We start from the raw sequence: 22,665 nt of genomic DNA, 5'->3' as shown, positions 1-22,665 counted from the left end.
GGATACCCGCCAGGCTGCGGGGACGTCCCGCCAAACGAGTGACGCACCGAGGCGGCGAATCCCGAACGCGACCGAGCGGCAACAACCGACAAGGAACAGCAATGGCGACCTACGCGATTGGCGATCTGCAGGGCTGCTTCGAGGAGTTCGAGGCGCTGCTGGCGCGGCTCGATTTCTCACCTTCGCGGGATCATCTTTGGCTGGCCGGCGATCTGGTCAACCGCGGGCCCGACTCGCTCGGCTGTCTGCGCAAGAGCATGGCGCTAGATGGAGCGGTGAGCGTGGTGCTCGGTAATCACGATCTGCATCTGCTGGCGGTGGCGCGCGGGCATGGCAAGCTGAAACGTCATGACACGCTGACCGATATCCTCGAGGCGCCGGATCGCGAGGCGATGATCGACTGGCTGCGTCGCCAGCCGCTGCTGGTCGAGGATCGAACGCGACACTGCGTGATGACCCATGCCGGCCTACTGCCGAACTGGACGCTCGACCAGGCGCGGGCGCTGGCGCGGGAGGCGCAGTCGGTATTGGCGAGCGACACCGTCGATGACTTTCTGGGCGCCATGTACGGCAACGTGCCAGCGCGCTGGGATGATGCCTTGACCGGCACCGATAGACTCCGCGCCATCGTCAACGTGTTCACGCGGATGCGCTTCATCGCCGCCGACGGTACGCTCGACTTTGCCGCGAAAGAGGGGCTCGACAGCGCGCCGGACGGTTTCGCGCCTTGGTTCACCTACCCGCGAGTGCCGGAGCCTGCGGGCGTGCGTCCGACGTTAGTCTTCGGTCACTGGGCGGCGCTCGAGGGGCACACGCCCGATGCGCGCGTCGACGCGCGCGCGCTGGATACGGGCTGCGTCTGGGGCGGATCTCTGACGGCCATGGATCTGGACAGCGGCAGCCTGATAGTCGAGCCCTCACGTCAGGGAAAGGCTGCATAAATGCCTACGCTAGCGAATCGCTGCGTTGCGTGGTACTCGAACACTCGCCTAACCCCATGTTATGTCTCGTGTTCTGTGTTCCATGCGCCTTGCGCTTCATCTCGCTCGTCGATTTATTCAGCCTTTCCGGAGCGCTGACGAGTGACTGGCAGCGGACGTGCGTCTCGCTATCATGAGTTGACCATCGAACCTGAATTGACCGTCAGACAGGAATGAACAATTCGGACTCGAATCGACGGCCGGATGGCGGCCGATGATCGCTTCCGGTCAGCGAGTTCCGCGACGACGGCTGTCATCTTTTTATCTGCTCCGCCGTCGGTGGAGCGCCTTCCCAAGTTTCGGAGTCTTCGATGTCGCAAGCTTTCGAACATCTCGATCCGTCGACGCTGCAGCAGTGGCTCGGTGAACAACGTCCCCTGCAGCTGGTCGACATCCGCGACCCGCTCAGCTTCGCGCAGGGCCATATTCCCGGCAGCCGTCATCTCGATAACACCAGCGTGGCCGAGCTGGTCGAGAAGACGCCATCGGATATGCCGCTGGTAGTGGTCTGCTATCACGGTCACTCCAGCCAGCAGGCAGCCGCCTGGCTGGCGGGCCAGGGTTTCGGCGAGGTCTATAGCCTGGATGGCGGTTTCGTCGACTGGGCGCACCGCCACCCGGATCACGTCTTGAAGCCCTGAGGAGTGCCCATGAGCGTCGACAGCGATACCGCGATCGAGGGGCTCGACGTCTATCTGGTCGGCGGCGCGGTGCGCGATGCGCGCCTGGGCTGGCCTGTCGGCGACCGTGACTGGGTGGTGGTCGGTACTACGCCCGAGGAGATGCGCCGTCGCGGCTTTCAGTCCGTCGGTCGGGATTTTCCGGTGTTTCTCCACCCGGTCACGCATGAGGAGTACGCGCTGGCGCGTACCGAGCGCAAGCAGGGGCACGGCTACACCGGGTTCGAAATTCATGCGAGCCCGGATGTGACGCTGGAGCAGGATCTTGCCCGTCGCGATTTCACCATCAACGCCATGGCCGAGAAGCCGTCCGGTGAGCTGGTCGACCCCTACGGCGGCGAACGTGACCTCGATGCTCGACGATTGCGGCATGTTTCCCCGGCCTTCGTGGAAGACCCGCTTCGGGTGCTGCGCGCCGCGCGCTTTCTCGCCCGCTACCGCCAGCTCGGGTTCGGTATCGCACCCGAGACACAGGCGCTGATGCGTCAGCTGGCCGCCAGCGGTGAAGTTGGCTATCTCGTCGCCGAACGGGTCTGGACCGAGACCGGTAAGGCGCTGGGCGAGGTTGACCCCGGCGCCTATTTCGAAACGCTCGACGCCTGCGGGGCGCTGGCGGTGCTGATGCCGCCATTGGCGACGCCAGCTTTGGCGACGTCACTGGAGCGAATGTCGGACGTGACCGATGGTGAGGATCAGGCGCTCTGGCGCTGGGCGCGGCTGGGTGAACATCTCGACGATGAGTCCATCACAGCTCTCAACGATGGCGTCAAGGCGCCCAATGCTTTCCGCGAGGCCATGCGCCTGGCGGCGTTGTCTCGACGGCTGCGGCAGCATATCGGCGGGGTGCGCCGCAACGCGAGCGCGATCATGGGGTGGCTCGATGCCATCGATGCCTGGCGACGTCCCGAGCGGGTGGCGCCGCTGCTGGCACTGATCGCCCATGACGATGGCGCGCTCGCCGACGATCTCGCCTTGGCCTGGCGCCTCGCCTCGCAGATTCTGCCTCGCGCGCTGCTCGAGGAAGGCTTCCAGGGTCCTGCGCTGGGCCAGGAGCTGGCGCGGCGACGTGAAGAGACCATCCGGGAAGCGCTGGAGACGCTGTAACCTCTCGCCGGCAGGTGACGGCACGGATGGCTTGTAGTTCGTTAACAGCCCGTGATCCGAAAGTCTTATGTCGAGGTGTGCTGGTCTCACCTATGATGTTACCGGTAACATACTCTCGGGAGAGATGAGATGCAGGGTTGGGAGCAAACAATGTCGGCGGGCCCGCTTCTGGGCATTGCAGCCGGGGCAGTCGCGCTGCTGCTGGTCATGGTGATCGTGTTCAGGGTTCACGCCTTCCTGACGCTGATCGCCGTCAGTCTGATCACCGCGTTCGTGACCGGCATACCGGCCGATCAGATCGTGCCGACCATGGTGTCGAGCTTCGGCAGCACACTCGGCGCGGTGGCGCTGCTGGTCGGTCTGGGCGCGATGCTGGGCAAGCTGGTCGAACATTCCGGCGGCGCCAAGGTGCTCGCCGACCGCATGATCGAGGTCTTCGGCGAGCGGCGGGCGCCCCTGGCATTGGGGGTCGCGTCTCTGCTCATGGGGTTCCCCATGTTCTTCGACGCCGGCCTGATCGTGATGCTGCCGATCGTTTTCGCCGTCGCTCGGCGTCTGGGCGGTCCGATCCTGCTTTACGCCATTCCGACGGCGGCCGCGTTCTCGGTCATGCACGTCTTCTCGCCCCCGCATCCGGGGCCTGTCACGGCGTCCGAACTCTACAACGCCAACCTGGGTCTGCTGCTGCTGGTCAGCCTGATCATCGCGCCGTTGCTGTGGTGGGTTTCCGGTTATCTGTGGGGGAAGTTCACCGCCAAGCATACCGACATCAAACTGTCGGATGCGCTGTTTGGCCAGAGCAACGATGACGAGGTCACGAACCCGCCGAAGGTTTCCACCGTCATCTCGATCCTGCTGCTGCCGCTGGTCCTTATCTTTCTGAATACCGGGCTCAATTTCCTGCGCTCTCTCGGCGTGGCCGATCCGGACCAGACCTGGTTCAAGATCGCCTCGGCGCTGGGCAATACGCCGGTGGCGCTGTTGATTTCGGTCTTCGTCGCGCTGATCGTGCTGGGCCGCTCGCGCGGAGAGGAGAGCAGTGCGCTGGAGAAGATCGTCGACTCCTCGTTGGGACCGATCTGCTCGGTCGTGCTGATCACCGGCGCCGGCGGCATGTTCGGTGGGGTGCTTCGGGCATCCGGCATCGGTGACGCGCTATCGGCATCGCTCGGTGACCTGGGGCTGCCGGTGATCGTCGCCGCGTATCTGGTTGCCGTGATCATGCGTCTGGCGCAAGGGTCGGCAACGGTCGCCCTGGTCACGGCGGCCGGGCTCATGGCGCCTGCCGTCGCCGCTGCCGATTATTCCGCGCTGCAGATCGTGGCGATCACCCTGGCGACCGCGGCGGGCTCGGTGTTCGCCGGCCACGTCAACGACTCGGGCTTCTGGCTGGTCGGTCGGCTTCTGGGCATGGACGTCAAGACCACGCTCAAGACCTGGACCATGCAGCAGGCGATCGAATCGGTGGCGGGCTTCATCCTCGCCGTGGTGATCTTCGCCATTTTCTGAAAGCGGTTTCTGGAAAACTGGCTTTCTCGACAACGTTCTCTCGAAGGAGACTCTCGATATGCGTGACGCCCTTTTCGATATCAGCGGTCAGACCGCTCTGGTGACCGGCTCCTCCCGCGGGCTGGGTTACGCGCTGGCCCGTGGCCTGGCGCGGCACGGGGCGAAGGTGATCCTTCATGGGCGCACGCTGGAGAGCGTCGAGGCCTCCGCCGAGCGTATTCGGGAGGAGACTGGCGCCGAGGTCGCGGCGACGGCGTTCGATGTCACCGATGCCGCGGCGACGGAAGCGGCCCTCGAAAAGCTGATCGAGTCTCACGGCACGCCGGACATCGTGGTCAACAACGCCGGGCTCCAGAAACGCGCGCCCATCAGTGAGTTCGCGGTCGAGGACTGGAACGCGGTCATCGGCACCAATCTCAACAGCGTGTTTCACGTCTCCCGCGTGCTCTCGCGGCACATGGCCGAGCGCCGATCGGGCAAGATCGTCAATATCGGCTCGGTCCAGTCGAAACTCGCTCGCGAGACCATTGCACCCTACTCGGCCTCGAAAGGTGGCGTGGTCATGCTGACTCAGGGCATGGCCGCCGATCTGGCGCGTCACAACATTCAGGTGAACTGCATTTCACCCGGCTACTTCAAGACCGACATGAACACCGCGCTGTGGCAGGACGAGACGTTCAATCAGTGGGTCGAGAAGCGCACCCCCGCCCAGCGCTGGGGCGACGTCGACGAACTCATCGGCGCGCTGATCTTCCTCGGTTCGCCGGCGTCGAATTTCGTCTCGGGTCAGAACATTTTCGTCGACGGTGGCATGACCGCGGTCGTCTGAGACGTGACTGCGAGCCGAAAACGTGCTGAATAGGAAGGAGAACGAGATGGGCCAGACCATGAAATCGCTGGTGATCCACCGGGCGAAGACGCTGAAGATCGAAGATCGCGACGTGCCTGAGGTGCCGGCCGGTTCGGTCAGAGTGAAGATCCACTACGCGGGTATCTGTGGGTCGGACATTCACTATTATCACGAGGGGGCCAATGGCGCCTTCGCCATCCGCGAGCCATTGATTCCGGGTCACGAACTGTCGGGTACCATCGATCAGGACCCGAGCGGCACTTGGGCCACCGGTACGCCGGTGACTTTCCATCCGGCGACGTTCGGCGAGTCGTCTCGCGGTATCGAGTCGATGCCGCATCTCTGGCCAAATGGCGCCTATCTGGGTTCTGCCTCGACCTGGCCGCACACGCAGGGTGGCATGTCGGAATATCTGGTCGTCCGCCAGGAGATGATCCGCGCGCTGCCCGAGAGCCTGTCGTTGAAGCGCGCATCGCTGGCCGAGCCGCTGGCGGTCGGACTGCATGCGATCAATCTGGCGGGTGGGGTGAGCGGGCAGCGGGTGCTGGTCTGCGGTGCCGGTCCTATCGGCCTGCTGGCGGCCGCGGCGGCGGTCATCGAGGGTGCGGAATCCGTGACCATCACCGATGTGCTCGATGAAGCGCTGGAGCGGGCCGCACCGCTGGGCATTGACGCAACGGTCAACGTCACTCGCGAGGCGCTGTCGTCACAGGCCTTCGATATCGTGCTCGAGTGCTCCGGCGTCCCGGCATCGATCAATGGGGCGATCGACGCGGTGCGTCGCGCGGGGACGATCGTCCAGGTCGGCATGATGGGGCCCGAGCCGCAGGGCATCACGCTCGCCCCGATGATCTCGAAAGAAGTCCGCTATCTGGGCTGCTTCCGCTTCAACGACGAGGTCGACCGTGCGATCACGCTGCTGGAGCGACACGACCTGTTCGATAGCGTCATTTCTCACGTCATCCCCGCCGATGAGGCGGTCGATGCTTTCGATCTTGCCCGAGATTCGCGTCGCTCCGGTAAGGTCGTGGTCGAGATCTGGTGATTAACGACAGCGGAACAGGGGGCGCTCGCCCGCCCGAGCAGTCATTGAATGAGAAGGCAGAACCATGAGCGAATCCGAGGGGCGGCGAGTCGTCGTGATGGGCGTCTCCAGCTGCGGCAAGACGGAAGTCGGTCAGCGCCTGGCGACGGCGCTGGGCGGCCGATTTCTGGATGGTGACGACTACCATGCGCCGGAGAGCGTGGCCAAGATGTCGCGTGGCGAACCGCTGACCGACGACGATCGTGCCGGATGGCTTGCCAAGCTGGCCGAGCTCATCGGCGCGGCGAGGGCCCAGGGAGAAACGTTGGTGATTGGCTGCTCCGCCCTCAAGCGACGCTATCGCGATACGCTGCGTCGCGGTGACGATGGGCTCACTTTCGTGCACCTGGCCGGCAGTCGTGAACTTCTGCTGCAGCGCATTCAGTCCCGGCAAGCGCACTTCTTCAAGGGTGAGGCGATGCTCGACAGTCAGCTCGAGACGCTGGAAGCGCCGGGTGAAGACGAGGCGGTCACGGTCGATATCGCCGGCACGATGGATCAGGTCGTCAACGAGGCCGTGCTGAAACTGGAAAAACGCGCCCTGCGCGGTGAGTTCTAGCGTTTCGTACCGTTGGTCATCCTGTCACAGGCTGCCGCGACAGACGACCTCGAACCCGACATCCTCTCGGCAGGGCACCAGCGGCGCGCCCTGCAACCTCGCCTGAAGCTTCCTGGCGATTAAATCACCGATGCGCCGGCGCGGTGTCACCACGGTGGCGAGCGTCGGCGTCGTAGCTTCGGTGATATCCAGTCCGTTGAATCCCGCCAAGCCCAGCTGACCGGGGACGTCCAGATGGCGTCGCTGGCACTCGAACAGCGCGCCGGCGGCCAGGTCATCGTTGTTGCAGAACACGCCGTCCAGATCCGCCCAGCGTTCCAGCATCGAGGCCAGCATGTCGCCGCCCAGACGGTAGGAGGAGGGGCGCGGTGTGGTCAGGCAGCGTTCGCACGAGAGCCCCGCCTGCTTCATACGACGTTTCCATCCGGCAAGGCGAAGCTGCGCCCGGTGGTCAAGCCTCGCGCCCATGAAGCCGATGCGGCGATACCCGCGTTCGAGAAAGGCTTCGGTCAGTGCGACCGCGGCAGCGCTCTGATCCAGCCCCACGTTGATGTCCAGAGGCGTATCGGTCAGTTCCAGTGTCTCGACCAGCGGGATTCCCGAGCGCGTGAGCAGCCGGCGCGCCTGATCGGTATGTCGCGTGCCGGGCAGAATCATCGCATCGACACCGTAGCTCAAGTAGGTGTCGATCAGACGCTCTTCCTCGAGCAGCGAGTAGCCGGTGTGTCCGATCAGCACCTGGTAGCCCGCCGCGCTCAGACCCTCCTCGATGCCGCGCTGAATCTCCGAAAACACCGCATTGGAGAGCGATGGAATGAGTAGCGCTACGCTCTGGCTACGGCCGCTGGCGAGCGCACCGGCCTGGCGATTGGGAATGTAGCCCAGGGCCGCCGCTGCCTCTTCGATGCGCAGACGCAGATCCTCGGAGACGAGGTGCGGCTCGCGCAGCGCGCGCGAGACCGTGATCTTGGTCACGCCGACGCTATCGGCGATGTGCTGAAGCGTGACGCGCCCGGACGAGCGACGAGGCATGCCGTCTTTCCCTGTAGAGAAGAGCTTTTATGTTACCGGTAACTTTGGTTCAGCGTATCACGGTCGGCCGAATGGCTCTCCACGTCGTTGGTCGTAGACGGGAGGCGGTAGAACGCGGTCCCACCGGTCAAAATGATAGCAGCAGCAGGATCAGCAGCGGGGAGAGCAGCGAGAGCAGAAATCCGCTGACGATCGCCAGAGGCACGCAGGTGACGCCGCCGTAGCGCTGAATGATCGGGAGCGTGACGTCCATTGCCGTCGCGCCGCTGTAACCGATGGCCAGCGGCATGGCGCGCTGCATGAAAAGCGGGATCAGCAGGAAGGCGAGCAGTTCCCGGGCGAGATCGTTGAAGAAAGCCGCGCCGCCCAGTACCGGCCCCAGCTGATCGCCGATCAGAATGCCGGAGAGCGAGTACCAGCCGAAGCCAGCGGCCATCGCCATACCCTGATTCCACGGCAGGTCCAGCAGCGGTGCCACGGCGAGCCCGGCCAGCATCGAACTGGCAAAGACGGTCAGCGCCATCGCCAGTCCCAGTCGATTGAGCAGAATCTGTCGCAGGCCCAGTCCCGAGTTACGCAGCTGACACCCGACCAGGCCCAGCAGTACGTAGAGTGTCCAGGTCGCGAGCGTCTCGGAGAGGGCGGTGAGCGAATGATCGAACCATCGCGCGGCAACGCCGATGACGACCCCGACCAGCACCGTGCCGGCCAGCTGCGTAGAGCCCGCCAGCGCCTGCCATTTCCCGGTCGGCGTTCCGTCATCGTGGCCGATGCGCTCGGGCGCACGTCTGCCCACAGGGCGACGGCAAAGCCAGGCCAGCGCCAGCAGGTTGATCGGCGCAATCACGATGAAGAGTGTCAGCGCGGTAGTGCCGATGCGAGAGAGCTCATCCAGAAGATTCGCCAGGCTGCCCAGACCCACGCCCATCAAGAGCAGAATCACGTAGACCGATAGGTTGACGCCGCGGTCGATCGCGCGGCGAATGCCGGCATGCCGGATCGGGATCAGATAGCCCAGAACCAGAGGCAGCAGAATCCACAGCAGGCCGAGCAGCATGGCAACCTCGTTGATAGGTGACGGGAATACGAGACGAAAAAACGGACGCCGATGATGCGGCGTCCGTGGGGGCTCGACTCTAGTGGATGCGGGGGCGGATGGGAAGCGACTTCAGTCACTCGCGGCAGGCCGATCTCGCGTTATGCTCAGCAGCTCGAGATGGCTGCTCTCCTTGCCGTCTTTCACGTAGCGACTACCCAATAAAAGCCCCGCGATCTCCGAGCTGAACGTCAGAAAGAGATGACGATCGCGCTTGTCCGGATCGGGGTCCCAGGTATCGACCGTGACACCGGCATAGGTCCCGGCTGGCGTCTTTACGTCGCCATGCGTGACGACGCGGTAGAGCATCGATTTCTCGCGACCCTTATGGTCCTGATAGGTCAACTCGCAGGGCGAGACCTGAGCACTCGCGCAGCGAGCGTCCGGGGCGCGGCGTGACAGCGAGAACAGCGCGGTCTGGCGATCGGGAAGCGTCTGCAGCTCGTCGGCACCGAGATGGTAGTCATCGCCGATGCCGAGCAGCGAGTAGCGGCTGGTGTAGTCGAGCGCCTGCGGCGGCCCATCGTCATCGAGCCGAAAGCGCCCGCGCTCCTCGCCGCTGGCCACCTTGATGCTTGCCTGCATGTCGCTTGTCCACACGTCGCTCTCGCCACCGCTGCCGTGCGACAGCCGGTGGGTGATCGTCGCGTCCGGCCAGCCATCGATCGCTAGTTTGTAGCGCGCCGTGAAGGGGGTGGGGTCGGGCGCTGGCGCGGCCAGGCTCAGCGGTGCGCAGCCGATGGCCGCGAGTACCGCTACCGCTGTGATCCCCCGTCGAATCATCGCTAACATGAAGCCTCTCCTGCTACATCACGATGGCTTCTGAGACGGCAGTGGCGGCTGGAGGTTCCAGAGCGTGGCAGTGGCTGTCAGGATCGCTCGTGAACTCAATACCCGGCATCGGGGTCGATGGCTTCGACCGGCTTCCCTTCCGACATCGCCTTCAGCGCTTCTGCGACCTGATCGGCGGCGGCGCCGAGCGGGGTCGGGCCTGCGATATGCGGAGTGATCAGAATGCGCGGATGGCGCCACAGTGGGCTATCGTCGGCCAGCGGTTCGACCGGAAAAGCATCCAGAATGGCGCCGCGCAGGTGGCCGCCGCTCTGGCGGTCGTCATCGCCTTCACCCAGAGCTTCGATCAGCGCGCGCTCGTCGATGACGCTGCCGCGCCCCGGGTTGACCAGGCTCGCGCCCGCCGGCAGCTTGGCCAGGGTCTCGCGGTTGATGAGATGGCGCGTTGCCGGCGTGTCCGGCAGCAGCGTGATCAGCGTCATGACCTGGCCGAGCAAGGCGTCGAGGCCGGCATCGCCGTGGTGGCAGGTGATGCCTTCGAGCTGCTTGGGGGAACGGCTCCAGCCGTGCACCGGATAGCCGTCGGCCGCCAGCATCTGCGCCACGCGCGTCCCGATGGCGCCGAGCCCGAGCACGCCGACGCCCCAGTCGGCCTTGTCGACGACCGAAACGGGCTGCCATTGACGTTGACGCTGCTGGTCTCGATAGCGATCGAAGTCGCGCTGAAAATGCATGACACCGTAGCGAGCGTAATCGCCGATCAGCTCGCCCATGCCGGCGTCACGCAGCTTGACGATGGGGATGTCGCGAGGCAGTGACGGGTTCTGCAGCAGTGCATCGACGCCGGCGCCAAGGTTGACGATGCCCTTGAGCCCGGTCTGCTCGTCGAAGACCGAGGCAGGCGGCTTCCACGCCACCAGGTAGTCGGCCTGAGGGTTGCCGCTCGCGGCAGCGGTGATGAACTCGACGCCAGACAGGCGCTCGGAGAGGATCGTGCGCCAGTTGTCGGCGTCATTGTGGTAGATCAGGACACGCATGGGAGCTCCCTGAAAGCGGTGAGTTATTGATGTAGTTGAATGTCGATCGTATCAGACGACAGGAGACGATGGGGGCGAACCCGCTATCGCTGGCGAGACACGCCACTGGGCGACAGTGCTTCGCGCATGGCTCATTGCTCATCAGTAGACGATCTGCAGCATCGGCGGCGGCGGCTCCTGCAGCAGATTGGCGATGATGCCGAGGCCCGCATCGAGGCGTTCGATGTCATTCTCCGCACCCAGGCTCAGGCGCACTCGGCGAGGCGGCGAGGTGGGGTCGACCATGAAGGGTTGGGCCGTGGTGATGGCGACCCCTTCCTGGCTCGCCTGCTGCTGCAGCTCCTCGGCGCGCCAGGGTTCGGGCAGCGCGAGCCAGAGATGCAGGCTGCTGGGCCGCGATTCGATGGCGTGCCCGGCCAGCCGCCTCGCCGCCAGCGATTGGCGCTCGGCCAGAAGACGCCGCTGCTCGTGGGCCAGGGTGTCGATCATGCCGTTGGCCAGCCAGTAGTCGGCGAGCTCGAGCACCAGCGGTGTGGCCATCCAGCTGGTGGCGCGCAGGCGCGGCAGCGTGTGGTGCATCTGGCCGCGCGGTACGCTCAGGTAGCCGGCGCGCAGCCCCGGCACCGTGGCCTTGGTCAGGCTGGTGACGTGGAAGCTCTGCTGCGGCAATCGGGCCGCGAGCGGCGTCAGTCCCGGCGGTTCCAGCAAGGCGTGGACATCGTCCTCGATCAGCCAGACGTCGTGGCGCGCCAGAATCTCGGCGACCTCGTCGCGGCGTGCGTTCTCCATCGTCGCCCCGGTCGGGTTGAGCTGGGTTGGCGTCACGCAGACCGCGCGGGGCTGAAAGCGCACGATAGCGGCTTCCAATGCCTCGGGTACGACGCCCTGATCGTCGATCGCCACGCCACGTAGCTGAAAGCCGAGGGTTCGCGATAGCGAAATCAGGCCGTGATCCGTCAGCGCTTCGGTCAAGACCACGTCACCGTGCTGGACGACCGTGGCGATGGCCAGCATCAGGCCATGCGCCGTGCCGTTGCAGAGCAGCCGATCCTCGACCTCGCCGGGAACGCCGAGGCGCTCGCCAAGCCAGTGATTGGCGCGTTCGCGCTGATGGGCGAGCCCGGCAATCGGCCGACAGGCGGCGATCACGTCGGCGTGGGCGACGTCGGCGAGCTCCGCCAGCGCCTGGCGAAAGCGCACGTGATGGGAGGGCGGGCAGACCGGATGGGCGATGGAGAGATCGATCTGGCTTTCGTCGGTGAAAGCTGCCGGTGCGCGCAGATACTCGGTCTCGGATTCGCCGTCGGCATCGCGGATCCAGGTGCCGCTGCCGACGCGAGCCTGCACCAGCCCATGTTTCTCGGCCTGATCGTAGGCGCGGGAGACGGTCTGTACGCTGACACCGAGCGTTTCTGCCAGATCACGGTGCGTGGGCAGGCGGGAGCCGGGTGCCAGCGCGCCTTGGCGTACGGCTTCGGCCAGTGCGCGGGCAATGGCGAGATATTTCGGACCCTGCTGGCTCAGGAAGGGTTTCAGATCAATTGTCATGATGCAATAAAGCCTTTGACGGCGGGACGCGCGGCGATGCTACTATCCTAAATGATGCATTGACCGATAATTGTACTGATGTTGGCGCTACGCATCATGACAATTCCACATCCGGTCGGCAAGCGGCAGGTCTCTGTCGGTCTCCCTGTTGATCGAGGGCAGATTGGCAGGTTCCATCAATTCGGTCCCGTTAGTCGAGTGGCACCATGTTCCAGGTATCCCTGCCTTTTTCCCGCGAAGAGTACGCCAGCCGCCTGCACAAGGTGCGGGTGTCGATGGCCAATCGCGGTGTCGATGTGCTCATCGTCAGCGACCCTTCCAACATGGCCTGGCTGACCGGCTATGACGGTTGGTCGTTCTATGTCCATCAGTGCGTGCTGATCGGCCTCGAGGGCGAGCCGGTCTGGTATGGCCGGCGGCAAGATGCCAACGGCGCCTGGCGTACCTGTTGGATGAACGAAGAGCGGGTGCGCTACTACCCGGATTACTACGTGCAGAATCCGGACATGCATCCGATGGAGTATCTGGCGCAGTCGGTGCTGCCGGAGTATGGCTGGCATACCGGCAATGTCGGGCTGGAGATGGACAACTACTACTTCTCTGCCAAGGCCTACACCAGTCTCGTGAAGGAGCTTCCCCACGCCAAGCTGGTCGATGCCACGGCGCTGGTCAACTGGTGCCGGGCGATCAAGTCGCCGCAGGAGATCGCCTACATGCGCACGGCGGCGCGCATCGTCGAGTGCATGCACACGCGTATCATCGAGATGATCGAGCCGGGGCTGGCCAAGAGCAAACTGGTCTCCGAGATCTATCGGGTCGGAACCGAGGGCTGGACCGACGGTGAAGGCAAGGTTCACGGCGGTGACTATCCGGCGATCGTGCCGCTGCTGCCGACCGGCAGCGACGCCGCAGCGCCCCACCTGACCTGGGATGACACACCGTTTCGCGAAGGCGAGGGAACGTTTTTCGAGATCGCCGGCTGCTACAAGCGCTACCACGCGCCGCTGTCACGAACCGTGTTTCTCGGCAAGCCGCCGAAGGACTTCATCCGTGGGGAATCGGCGCTGCTCGAAGGCATCGAGAACGGTCTCGCCGTCGCCAAGCCCGGTAATCGCTGTGCTGATATCGCGCTCGCGCTCGGCGCCGCGATGGACAAGTACGGCTTCGACCGCGGCGGTGCGCGCTGCGGTTATCCGATCGGGATCAGCTACCCGCCAGACTGGGGCGAACGCACCATGAGTCTGCGCCCCTCCGACGAGACGATTCTCGAGCCGGGCATGACGTTCCACTTCATGCCCGGCATGTGGATGGATGACTGGGGGCTCGAGATTACCGAAAGTATCCTGATCACCGAAAACGGCGCCGAGCCGCTGTGCAACTTCCCGCGCCAGCTGTTCGTCAAGTAGCGCTGTTTGTCGAATAGGCTGGACCAACTGTCGAACCGCGGCGCCCGTCGACCCTAGGGCCGTCATCTCGATACCTGCTAACCTCGATGGATGAGACGCGCCAGCGTCTCTTTCCTCTCTCGCTCTGGAGTTTTTGCATGTCCGCTTCGCTGCGTCCGAGTCCGATCAGCGCCACCGTCGATTTCGATGCCAAGGGCGTTCAGCACGGTTTTTTGAAGCTGCCGATCTCCATCGACACGTCCGCCTGGGGGGCGGTGATGATCCCGATCACCGTCGTGGCCAACGGCGAAGGCCCTACGGCGCTTTTGACCGGTGGCAACCACGGTGACGAGTATGAAGGCATTACCGCACTCATGAAGCTCGCCAACACGTTGAAGGCCGAGGACGTTCGCGGTCGCGTCATAATCGTGCCGATGATGAACACGCCGGCGGCGGAGGCCGGCAAGCGCACCTCCTCGCTCGACGGCGGCAACATGAACCGGAGTTTTCCCGGTGACCCGAACGGCGGGCCGACCAGCCAGATCGCCGACTACTTCAATCGCGTGCTGGTGCCAATGTGCGATGTGGCGCTCGATCTTCACTCCGGTGGGCGCACGCTCGATATCGTGCCTTTCGCTGCGGCGCATCGCCTCGACGATCTGGCGCAGGAAGCGGCGAGTCTTGCCGGTGCCATAGCGTTCGGCGCGCCCTACGCCATGATGATGTTCGAACTCGACGCGGCCAAGCTCTACGACACTGCGGTCGAGTCTCAGGGCAAGACCTTCGTCACCACCGAACTCGGCGGCGGGGGCACCTCGACACCGCAGAGCCTGGCGATCACCGAACGCGGCGTGCGCAACTTCCTCGTTCATTACGGACTGGTCGAGGGCGAGTTGGAGGTTCCCACCGAGCCGATGATCGCTGTCGATATGCCGGATGCCAGCTGCTATGTACAGAGCGAACATACGGGTTTGCTGGAGCTGACGGTCGCGCTCGGCGAAATGGTCGAGAAGGGCGATGTGTTGGCCCGCGTCTTCGACATGACGCGGACTGGCTCGGCGCCGGTCGAGTATCGCGCAGAGCGCGATGGAGTGGTGATCGCACGGCGCTTTCCGGCCAAGGTCGGCATGGGCGATACCATTGCGGTCGTCGCCGAGGTGGTCGAGTCGTTGGAGCGCGATTCGTTCTCGGCCCCGAAACCGGTCGGCTCTTCATCGGCCCCGAAACCGGCCGAATGAAACTCGATCGCTACGACCTCAAGATCCTCGAAATTCTGAGTCACGACGGCCGGATCACCAAGTCGCGGCTGGCAGAGGCAATCAACCTCTCCGTCAGCCCGTGCTGGGAGCGGGTCAAGCGTCTCGAGAAGGCTGGGGTCATCGAGGGCTATGGCGCGCGACTCAATTCGGATGTCGTGGTCAAGCGCACGCCCGTCTGGGTCCAGGTCGAGCTCAAGCAGCACAACGCCGAGAGCCTGGCGCGCTTCGAGCAGTGCGTAAACGAGACGCCCGATGTCGTCGAGTGCTTCGCGATCGGTGGTGGCATGGATTATCTGGTCAAGATCGAGGCCGATAGTATCGACGCCTATCAGCGTCTGATCGATCGCTGGCTGGTGTCGGATCTCGGCATCGAACGCTACTTCACTTACATCGTCACCAAAGCGGTAAAACGACAGGCGGGTCCCGCGCTGCCGATGCTGAATGAGTAGTGGCTGCTCGCGACGACAAAACCCGGCATTGGCCGGGTTTTGTCGTCTTCATGCCGCGTTCTGCATTGGCTTAGCCTCGACTGGCGTCATCCAGCGTCTTGAGCGCATCGGCGTCCAGCTTGAGATCGCATGCCGCCTTCAGCGCATCGAGATGATGCGGCTTGCTGGCGCTGGCGATCGGTGCGGTCACCGTCGGCTGCGCCAGCAGCCAGGCCAGTGATACGGCAGCCGGCTGGGTGTCATAGCGCTTGGAGACCGAATCGAGCGCCTCGAGAATGCGCATGCCCTTGTCGTCGAAGTACTTGTCGACGAAGTCGGCGCGGGCCTGGCCCTTGGCGTCTTCCCGCGAGCGGTACTTGCCGGTGAGAAAGCCGCTGGCGAGCGAGAAGTAGGGCACCACAGCGATATCGTGCTCGCGGCAGACCGGTGCCAGGTCACGCTCGAAGTCTTCGCGATCATAGAGATTGTAAAAGGGCTGCAGGCAGCGGTAGGCCGGCAGGCTCTTAGCCTTGCTGACCTCGAGCGCCTTGGACAGACGATCGCCGGTGTAGTTTGAGGCAGCGATCATGCGGATCTTGCCCTGCTCGATGAGTCGATCGTAGGCCTCGAGCGTCTCTTCGAGCGGGGTGTCCTGGTCGTCCTGGTGCGAGAAATAGACGTCCAGGTAGTCCGTCTGCAGGCGGGTCAGCGACGCCTCGATCGCCTGCATGATGTAGGCTTTCGATAGACCGACCTTGCCGTCGCCAAGATCCATGCCGACCTTGCTGGTCAGCACCACCTCGTCGCGACGACCGCTCTGCTTGAACCACTTGCCCAGCACTGTCTCGGATTCGCCGCCCTGATTGCCCTCTGCCCAACGAGAGTAGACGTCGGCGGTATCGATGGCGTTGAAGCCGGCATCGAGCCAGGCATCGATCATGGCGAAAGACTGCTTGTCGTCGAGTGTCCAGCCGAAGACATTGCCACCGAAGACGATCGGCGCGGTCTGGATATCCGGATGGCCCAGTGAACGCATCTGCATGGTTGGCTCCTTCCATGGGAGTGGCTGATAGCGGGAATCGGGTCGGCGCCAGGCTGGCCGGAACGGCCGCGCGACGCCATGACTCGTCGACCCACCGGTGATGAAAAGTGCGTCTAAACATCGTTGCGAGCGACCGGGGTGTCAAACGAACCGGGCTTTCGACGGCGTCGTAAGCCCGGTTCGTTGCTTGACTCCAGGGGCGCGATCCCGGTGCTGCGATTCAACTGCCGAAAAAAACGTCACTTCCATGGCCGCATTCCGAAAAAAGGCCATCCTCTGCCGCGCCGGACAAAAACATTCGGTGTGGTGACAGGCGTAGGCTGGAAACATCGATGGGGCCGAGCGCCTCTTCTTGTCTTACCCGGCACTGGGCGCCTTGCACCGAGCGTTCTGGTCTGCTGAAACCGAGGAGCCGACATGAAACTCAACGATCCGCGCTTGTTCCGCCAGTACGCCTATGTCGACGGCAAATGGACCCACGGCACCGAAGGCCGCGAGGAGGCCGTGATCGACCCGGCGACCCAAGAGACGATCGGCCACTGCGCGCTGCTCGAAGCGGCGCAGATCACCGAGGCGGTCACCGCCGCCGAGAACGCCTTCGCCGCTTGGCGAGCCGTCAACGTGCACGAGCGTGCCGAGAAACTGCACGCCTGGTATCGCCTGCTGCATGAGCACAAGGAAGATCTCGCCTACTTGATGACCCGCGAGCAGGGCAAGCCGCTCAATGACGGTCGCGGCGAGGTCGATTACGGCGCCAGCTTCATTCAATGGTTCGCCGAAGAAGCCAAGCGTGCCTACGGCATGACCATCCCCAGCCATATTCCGAACGCCGCGCTGGGGACGATCAAGGAGCCGGTGGGCGTGGCGGCGATGTTCACGCCGTGGAACTTCCCGCTGGCGATGATCACGCGCAAGGCCGGTGCGGCGCTGGCGGCGGGGTGCCCGGTGATCGTCAAGCCGGCCAATGAAACGCCTTATTCGGCGCTCGCGCTGGCTGAACTGGCCGAGCGGGCTGGCATCCCGGCAGGCGTTTTCAACGTGGTCACCGGCGACCCGGCAACCGTCTCCGAAGTGCTTTGCAGCGACAGCCGTATCCGCAATATCTCTTTCACCGGCTCGACCCGCGTCGGCAAGCTGCTGATGCGCCAGAGTTCGTCGAGCGTCAAGCGAATGTCGCTGGAGCTCGGCGGCAACGCCCCGTTCATCGTCTGTGACGACATGGACCCGGATGCCGCGGCGAAGGAAGCGGTCGCGGCCAAGTTCCAGACCGCCGGGCAGGATTGTCTCGCCGCCAATCGGATCTTCGTCCAGCGCGGCATTTACGACGATTTCGTCGCGCGCTTCGTCGCGCATATGGAAGCGCTCACCGTGGGCAACGGCCTGGAAAACAACGACATCGGCCCGCTGATTCACAAGCGTGCGGTGGAATCGGCCAACGGCATCGTCGAAGACGGTATCAACAAGGGCGCGCGCCGGTTCGGCGGCGAACGAAAGGCGCCGGGGGAGAACTTCTTCGTGCCCACCGTGCTGGTGGATATCACGCCGGAAATGCGCGTCTTCCGCGAGGAGACCTTCTCGCCGGTGGCCGGGATCGGCGTCTTCGACAGCGATGACGAAGTGATCCAGCTCGCCAACGACACCGAATATGGCCTTGCCGCCTACGTCTACACCAACGATCTCCGGCGCACCTGGAAGCTGATGCGCGGCCTCGAATACGGCATGGTCAGCGTCAATAGCGTCAAGATGACCGGCGCACCGATCCCGTTCGGTGGCATCAAGCAGTCCGGCTTGGGTCGCGAGGGCGGGGCGCAGGGGCTCGAGGAGTATCTCGATACCAAGTATTACTGCCTCGGCAATATGCCTTCTGCTTCAAGCTCGTGACTCACGAGATTCAACGCGGGTATTTACCAAGGATCGCTCCGATCGCTGCGCCCGCCGGGAACCATCATCAAACACCATCGACAGTCGCGGTGGTGGTTCCGCTTTTAGTAAGGAAAACGGTATGACCGATACCCGTAGCTTGATCGACAACGATCGCCAGCATGTCTTTCACGCCTCCACCCATCTGCGTGACTACGCCCAAGGCGATGCGCCGGGGCGCATCATCACCGGCGGCCAGGGCATTTCCATCGTCGATCGCGACGGTCGCGAGATGATCGACGCCTTCGCCGGGCTCTACTGCGTCAATATCGGCTACGGGCGCAGCGAGATTGCCGATGCGATCTACGCCCAGGCGAAGGAGCTCGCCTACTACCACACCTATGTCGGCCACTCGAACGAGCCGCTGATCGCGCTCTCTGAGCGTATCGCCAAGCTCGCCGGCAACGGTCTGACCAAGGTCTACTACGGGCTCTCCGGCAGCGATGCCAACGAGACCCAGATCAAGCTGGTGCGCTACTACCACAACGTCACCGGTCAGCCGAAGAAGAAGAAAATCATCGCGCGCCAGCGCGGCTATCACGGTTCCAGCATCGCCGCCGGTTCGCTCACCGGTCTGCCTGCATTCCACCAGCATTTCGACCTGCCCATCGACGGCATCCTGCATACGAAAGCCCCTTACTATTACAGAAGGGAGCGCGGTGAGATGAACGAGCGCGAGTTCTCGGCCTACTGTGCCGAGCAGCTCGAAGCGCTGATTCAGCGCGAAGGGCCGGAAACTATCGGTGCCTTCATCGGCGAGCCCGTGCTGGGCACCGGCGGTATCATCCCGCCTCCGGAAGGCTACTGGGACGCAATCCAGGCCGTACTCAAGCGCCATGAGATCCTGTTGATCGCCGATGAAGTCGTCAGTGGGTTCGGTCGGCTCGGCAGCCAGTTCGGTTTCCAGCACTACGGCATCCAGCCGGATCTGGTCACCATCGCCAAGGGTTTGACCAGCGCCTATCAGCCGCTCTCCGGCGTGATCGTTGGCGAACGCGTGTGGAAAGCACTGGAAGCTGGCACCGGAGAGTACGGACCGATCGGCCACGGCTGGACCTACTCCGGCCACCCGCTGGGCGCCGCCGCCGCCATGGCCAACCTGGACATCATCGAGCGCGAGAATCTGGTGGGCAATGCCGCCGAGACCGGTGCCTACTTCAACGCGCGGCTGAAGGAGACTTTTGGTGAGCATCCGCTGGTCGGTGACGTGCGCGGCGAGGGGCTGATGGCGGCGCTGGAGTTCGCCCCGGAGAAGGGCGAATACACGCCGTTCGACCCCGCGCTCAAGGTTGGCGCCCGGGTGGCAGCGGCCGCGATGAAAGAGAATCTGATCGCCCGCGCCATGCCCAACGGGGATATCCTCGGCTTCGCACCGCCGCTGGTGATCGACCGCGCTCAGGTCGACGAAGTCATCGGGCGTGCCAAACGCGCTATCGACCGTGTCACCGATGAACTGACTCGCAGTGGTGACCTGAAGGTCTAAGTTAGACCTTGGGTTTGGGCCCCGGGGCTTCGGGGCTCGGCGTTCGGTGTAGGGTAGGAGCGAGCTCTGCTCGCGAACCGAGATATTCGCGAGCAGAGCTCGCTCCAACAGTGGGGTATCGAAATTTTCGTAAATTTGGCCACTAGCGCGAAGCGACCGCGCACTTCACGTCACGGTGCAGCTGGCGGCGACCAGGGGGGTGGCGGGAGCGAGCATCGCGAGCGAAAACGCCGGTCTCGCATCGGCTTGATGTGACCGCACGTCTGCGGCAGGGTGAAAACTCTGCCGCTTTCTTTTACCGCCTCGGGAATCCGCATGTCCGACCCCGTCACGCTTCACGACATTTATCTGGCGAGACGCCGCATCGCCGGCCAGGCGGCGCGTACGCCACTGATCCTCTCCCAGAGCCTATCGGCGCGCTTCGATGCCGAAATCTACCTCAAACTCGAGACGCTGCAGCCGAGCGGCGCATTCAAGTTACGCGGGGCGCTCAACAAGATCGCTTCGCTATCCCCTGAGCAGCTCGAACGTGGCGTCACCACCGCTTCCACCGGCAACCACGGCCGTGCGGTGGCGTGGGCTGCCCAACGTCTCGGCGCGCGGGCGGTGATCTGCTTATCCGAGCTGGTGCCGGCCAACAAGGTGGCGGCCATCGAGACACTGGGGGCGGAAGCGCGGGTGATTGGCCGCTCTCAGGATGATGCCTTCATCGAGGCGCGCCGGCTGGTGAGTGAGGAGGGCATGGCGCTGATCGAACCCTTCGACGATTCGCTGATCGCCGCCGGCCAGGGCACCATCGGGCTCGAGCTAATGGAGGAACTGCCGGAGCTCGACCGCGTGCTGATCGGACTCTCCGGCGGCGGTCTGCTGGGCGGGATCGGCCGCGCGATCAAGAGCATCAACCCGCGCGCCACGGTGACCGGCGTCAGCATGCTCGAGGGCGCGGCGATGATCGCAAGTCTCGAGGCCGGAAAGCCTGTCGAAGTCGAGGAGAAAGCGTCGCTGGCCGATTCGCTCGGTGGCGGCATCGGGCTCGATAACCGCTGCACGTTCGAGCTGGTGCGCGAGGTAATGGACGACCACTATCAGGTCTCCGAGCCAGCCATCGCCCGCGCCATGCTGCACTTCTTCGAGCAGGAAAAGATGCTGGTCGAGGGGGCAGCCGTGGTCGGTCTCGCTGCCATCGACGAGCACGCGATCGACATTCGCGGCGAGAAAGTCGCGCTGATCGTCTCGGGCAACGGGGTCGATGCCGGCACGCTCGCCAGGGCCAGAACGTTACTGGATTATCCGTCGCGCTGAAGCGCGTGAACCGGACAGCGCGGCAGCGCTGTCGGCCAACCCCATACGAGAGGACGCAGGAGTCAGTCATGGAGCTTTACCACCGCGAACAGATTCAGAACGTCGTCACGCTAGATCATGCGGCGCTGGAGGCCGTCGAAGCCGGATTCCGGGCGCTCGGCGAGGGCAGCGTCACGCAGCCGCCGATCCTCTCCATGGCGATCGAGGAGTCCAACGGCGAGGTCGATGTGAAGACCGCGCATATCAAGGGCAATGCCGCATTTGCGATCAAGGTCAGTCCCGGCTTCTTCGACAATCCGAAACTCGGCCTGCCCAGTCTCAACGGGTTGATGATCGTCTTCTCGGCCAAGACTGGCCTGGTCGAAGCGGTGCTGTTCGACGAAGGCTATCTCACCGATATCCGCACCGCGCTGGCCGGCGCAATTGCCGCCAAGCACCTCTCGCGAACCGACAGCAAACGCGTCACCGTGCTCGGCGCCGGATTGCAGGCCGAGCTGCAGGTCGCCGCGCTCAAGCTGGTGCGAGACATCGATACGCTCGACGTCTGGGCGCGGGATGTCGCCAAGGCCGAGGCCTACGCCGCCCGAATGCAGGAACAGTACGGCCTGACCGTCGCCGTACACACGGATATCGCCTCCGCCTGCGCGGAGGCGGACATCATCGTCACCAGCACGCCGTCGCGAGCGCCATTGTTGAGCGGAGAGCATCTTCGCGAGGGCGTACACGTCACGGCGATGGGCTCGGACAGCCCGGAGAAGCGCGAACTCGACACGTCGGTGATGGAACGGGCCGATCACTTCGTTGCCGATACCCGCGCCCAGAGCGAAAACAACGGTGAATTGAAAGCCTATGCCGGGCACGAGCCGCCGTTCACGGTCAACGAGCTGGGCAAGGTGGTCGCCGGTGGCAGGGGCCTGCGCACATCGGATTCTCAAATTACCGTCTGCGATCTCACAGGTACCGGCGTGCAGGACACGGCGATCGCGGGCTTCGCGCTGGGGCGATTGAAGGCGTGAACCCATGACAGTCGACACAAATCCGGTGGTGCGCTGGGCACGGCCCGACGATGCGTTGGCGATTGCCCAGATCGGGCTCGACGCCTGGCAGACGAACTATCGTGGGCAGATCGCCGACAGCACGCTGGATGGTCTTTCGCTAGCGCCGAGGTTGGCCGCTTGGCAGCGCCGGTTCGACGAAGGAGCTCGAGTACTGGCGGCCGTGGCCGCTGGCGAACTTCTGGGCTGGGTGCAGATCGGCGGCTTCCGAATCACCGATGAGGCGGGACCGGAGGTCGCGCGCCTTGCCGAAGGGTGGGGTGAGTTGCTTGCGTTTTACGTGGCGCCGCGTGCGCAGCGCAGCGGTGTCGGCACGCTGCTCTGGCAGGCAGCGCGAGACAGTCTGGAAGCCGAAGGCTATCGCGATGTCGGATTGTGGACGCTCTCGACGAATGCGCCAGCCATTCGCTTCTACGAAGCCTGCGGGTTTCGCGACCAGCGGCTCGACCAGTCGTTCGAGATTAATGGTCAGCCGCTGGTGGAGACATTGCTGGCACGCTCGCTGATCAGCGATGTCTGA

Annotated in this window: 21 protein-coding genes; 15 read left to right on the top strand and 6 right to left on the bottom strand. The window is 64.1% G+C overall.

Going from position 1 to position 22,665, the window contains the following annotated elements:
• The first annotated feature begins 101 nt into the window (after positions 1-101).
• The 7 genes from IE125_RS06985 to IE125_RS06955 all read left to right on the top strand — a co-directional run bounded on the left by IE125_RS06985 (position 102) and on the right by IE125_RS06955 (position 6,766).
• Positions 102-941 (top strand): symmetrical bis(5'-nucleosyl)-tetraphosphatase, encoded by an 840-nt coding sequence (locus IE125_RS06985; RefSeq protein WP_189443947.1) that lies wholly within the window; start codon positions 102-104, stop codon positions 939-941.
• A gap of 350 nt (positions 942-1,291) precedes the next feature.
• Complete coding sequence (gene glpE / locus IE125_RS06980) at positions 1,292-1,621, top strand: thiosulfate sulfurtransferase GlpE (protein ID WP_189443946.1); 330 nt, start codon at positions 1,292-1,294, stop codon at positions 1,619-1,621.
• 9 nt (positions 1,622-1,630) lie between these two features.
• Positions 1,631-2,764, top strand: a complete 1,134-nt coding sequence (locus IE125_RS06975; protein ID WP_189443945.1) for a tRNA nucleotidyltransferase/poly(A) polymerase-related protein — start codon at positions 1,631-1,633, stop codon at positions 2,762-2,764.
• Between the two features lie 150 nt (positions 2,765-2,914).
• Positions 2,915-4,273 (top strand): GntP family permease, encoded by a 1,359-nt coding sequence (locus IE125_RS06970; protein WP_229808971.1) that lies wholly within the window; start codon positions 2,915-2,917, stop codon positions 4,271-4,273.
• A 58-nt stretch (positions 4,274-4,331) separates the two neighbouring features.
• Positions 4,332-5,102 carry a glucose 1-dehydrogenase gene (locus IE125_RS06965; RefSeq protein WP_189443943.1) on the top strand — a complete coding sequence of 257 codons (771 nt, stop codon included), beginning with the start codon at positions 4,332-4,334 and terminating at the stop codon, positions 5,100-5,102.
• Between the two features lie 46 nt (positions 5,103-5,148).
• A complete protein-coding gene (locus tag IE125_RS06960) occupies positions 5,149-6,168 on the top strand; it encodes an L-idonate 5-dehydrogenase (protein WP_229808970.1) in 1,020 nt (339 codons plus the stop codon).
• Positions 6,169-6,232: 64 nt separating this feature from the next.
• Positions 6,233-6,766: a gluconokinase gene (locus IE125_RS06955; RefSeq protein WP_189443942.1), complete on the top strand. Its 534-nt coding sequence runs from the start codon at positions 6,233-6,235 to the stop codon at positions 6,764-6,766.
• A gap of 24 nt (positions 6,767-6,790) precedes the next feature.
• Here the strand turns inward: IE125_RS06955 and IE125_RS06950 are convergent, their stop codons facing one another.
• The 5 genes from IE125_RS06950 to ehuR all read right to left on the bottom strand — a co-directional run bounded on the left by IE125_RS06950 (position 6,791) and on the right by ehuR (position 12,271).
• The gene (locus IE125_RS06950) at positions 6,791-7,798 is read right to left on the bottom strand and encodes a LacI family DNA-binding transcriptional regulator (RefSeq protein ID WP_189443941.1); all 1,008 of its coding nucleotides are present in this window, start codon (positions 7,796-7,798) and stop codon (positions 6,791-6,793) included.
• A gap of 127 nt (positions 7,799-7,925) precedes the next feature.
• Positions 7,926-8,855 carry a LysO family transporter gene (locus tag IE125_RS06945; RefSeq protein WP_189443940.1) on the bottom strand — a complete coding sequence of 310 codons (930 nt, stop codon included), beginning with the start codon at positions 8,853-8,855 and terminating at the stop codon, positions 7,926-7,928.
• Between the two features lie 111 nt (positions 8,856-8,966).
• Entirely contained in the window at positions 8,967-9,686 is a 720-nt protein-coding gene (locus IE125_RS06940) for a hypothetical protein (RefSeq protein WP_189443939.1), read from the bottom strand.
• A gap of 95 nt (positions 9,687-9,781) precedes the next feature.
• Positions 9,782-10,723 carry a 2-hydroxyacid dehydrogenase gene (locus IE125_RS06935; protein WP_189443938.1) on the bottom strand — a complete coding sequence of 314 codons (942 nt, stop codon included), beginning with the start codon at positions 10,721-10,723 and terminating at the stop codon, positions 9,782-9,784.
• Positions 10,724-10,864: 141 nt separating this feature from the next.
• On the bottom strand, positions 10,865-12,271 hold the full coding sequence (gene ehuR / locus IE125_RS06930) for a MocR-like ectoine utilization transcription factor EhuR (RefSeq protein WP_189443937.1): 1,407 nt from the start codon (positions 12,269-12,271) through the stop codon (positions 10,865-10,867).
• A gap of 206 nt (positions 12,272-12,477) precedes the next feature.
• Here ehuR and doeA point away from each other — a divergent pair, with 206 nt between their 5' ends.
• From doeA to IE125_RS06915, 3 genes are all read left to right on the top strand, one after another.
• Complete coding sequence (gene doeA / locus IE125_RS06925) at positions 12,478-13,677, top strand: ectoine hydrolase DoeA (protein ID WP_189443936.1); 1,200 nt, start codon at positions 12,478-12,480, stop codon at positions 13,675-13,677.
• Positions 13,678-13,814: 137 nt separating this feature from the next.
• Positions 13,815-14,894, top strand: a complete 1,080-nt coding sequence (gene doeB / locus IE125_RS06920; protein ID WP_189443935.1) for a N(2)-acetyl-L-2,4-diaminobutanoate deacetylase DoeB — start codon at positions 13,815-13,817, stop codon at positions 14,892-14,894.
• Entirely contained in the window at positions 14,891-15,364 is a 474-nt protein-coding gene (locus IE125_RS06915; RefSeq protein WP_189443934.1) for an Lrp/AsnC family transcriptional regulator, read from the top strand. Before doeB ends, IE125_RS06915 begins: the two co-directional genes overlap by 4 nt.
• A gap of 70 nt (positions 15,365-15,434) precedes the next feature.
• Here IE125_RS06915 and IE125_RS06910 read toward each other — a convergent pair whose 3' ends face one another.
• Positions 15,435-16,385: an aldo/keto reductase gene (locus IE125_RS06910; RefSeq protein WP_189443933.1), complete on the bottom strand. Its 951-nt coding sequence runs from the start codon at positions 16,383-16,385 to the stop codon at positions 15,435-15,437.
• Between the two features lie 417 nt (positions 16,386-16,802).
• On the opposite strand from IE125_RS06910, the gene IE125_RS06905 reads away from it, so the two are divergent.
• The 5 genes from IE125_RS06905 to IE125_RS06885 all read left to right on the top strand — a co-directional run bounded on the left by IE125_RS06905 (position 16,803) and on the right by IE125_RS06885 (position 22,665).
• Positions 16,803-18,266 (top strand): NAD-dependent succinate-semialdehyde dehydrogenase, encoded by a 1,464-nt coding sequence (locus tag IE125_RS06905; RefSeq protein ID WP_189443932.1) that lies wholly within the window; start codon positions 16,803-16,805, stop codon positions 18,264-18,266.
• Between the two features lie 121 nt (positions 18,267-18,387).
• Entirely contained in the window at positions 18,388-19,788 is a 1,401-nt protein-coding gene (locus IE125_RS06900; RefSeq protein WP_189443931.1) for an aminotransferase, read from the top strand.
• Between the two features lie 315 nt (positions 19,789-20,103).
• On the top strand, positions 20,104-21,090 hold the full coding sequence (gene eutB / locus IE125_RS06895) for a hydroxyectoine utilization dehydratase EutB (protein ID WP_189443930.1): 987 nt from the start codon (positions 20,104-20,106) through the stop codon (positions 21,088-21,090).
• A gap of 68 nt (positions 21,091-21,158) precedes the next feature.
• Positions 21,159-22,106, top strand: a complete 948-nt coding sequence (locus IE125_RS06890; protein WP_189443929.1) for a cyclodeaminase — start codon at positions 21,159-21,161, stop codon at positions 22,104-22,106.
• A 4-nt stretch (positions 22,107-22,110) separates the two neighbouring features.
• Positions 22,111-22,665 (top strand): GNAT family N-acetyltransferase, encoded by a 555-nt coding sequence (locus IE125_RS06885; RefSeq protein ID WP_189443928.1) that lies wholly within the window; start codon positions 22,111-22,113, stop codon positions 22,663-22,665.

It is taken from the genome of Salinicola rhizosphaerae, assembly GCF_014652715.1.
Classification (GTDB): Bacteria; Pseudomonadota; Gammaproteobacteria; order Pseudomonadales; family Halomonadaceae; genus Salinicola; species Salinicola rhizosphaerae.
This window is presented reverse-complemented; position numbering and strand designations above follow the sequence as displayed.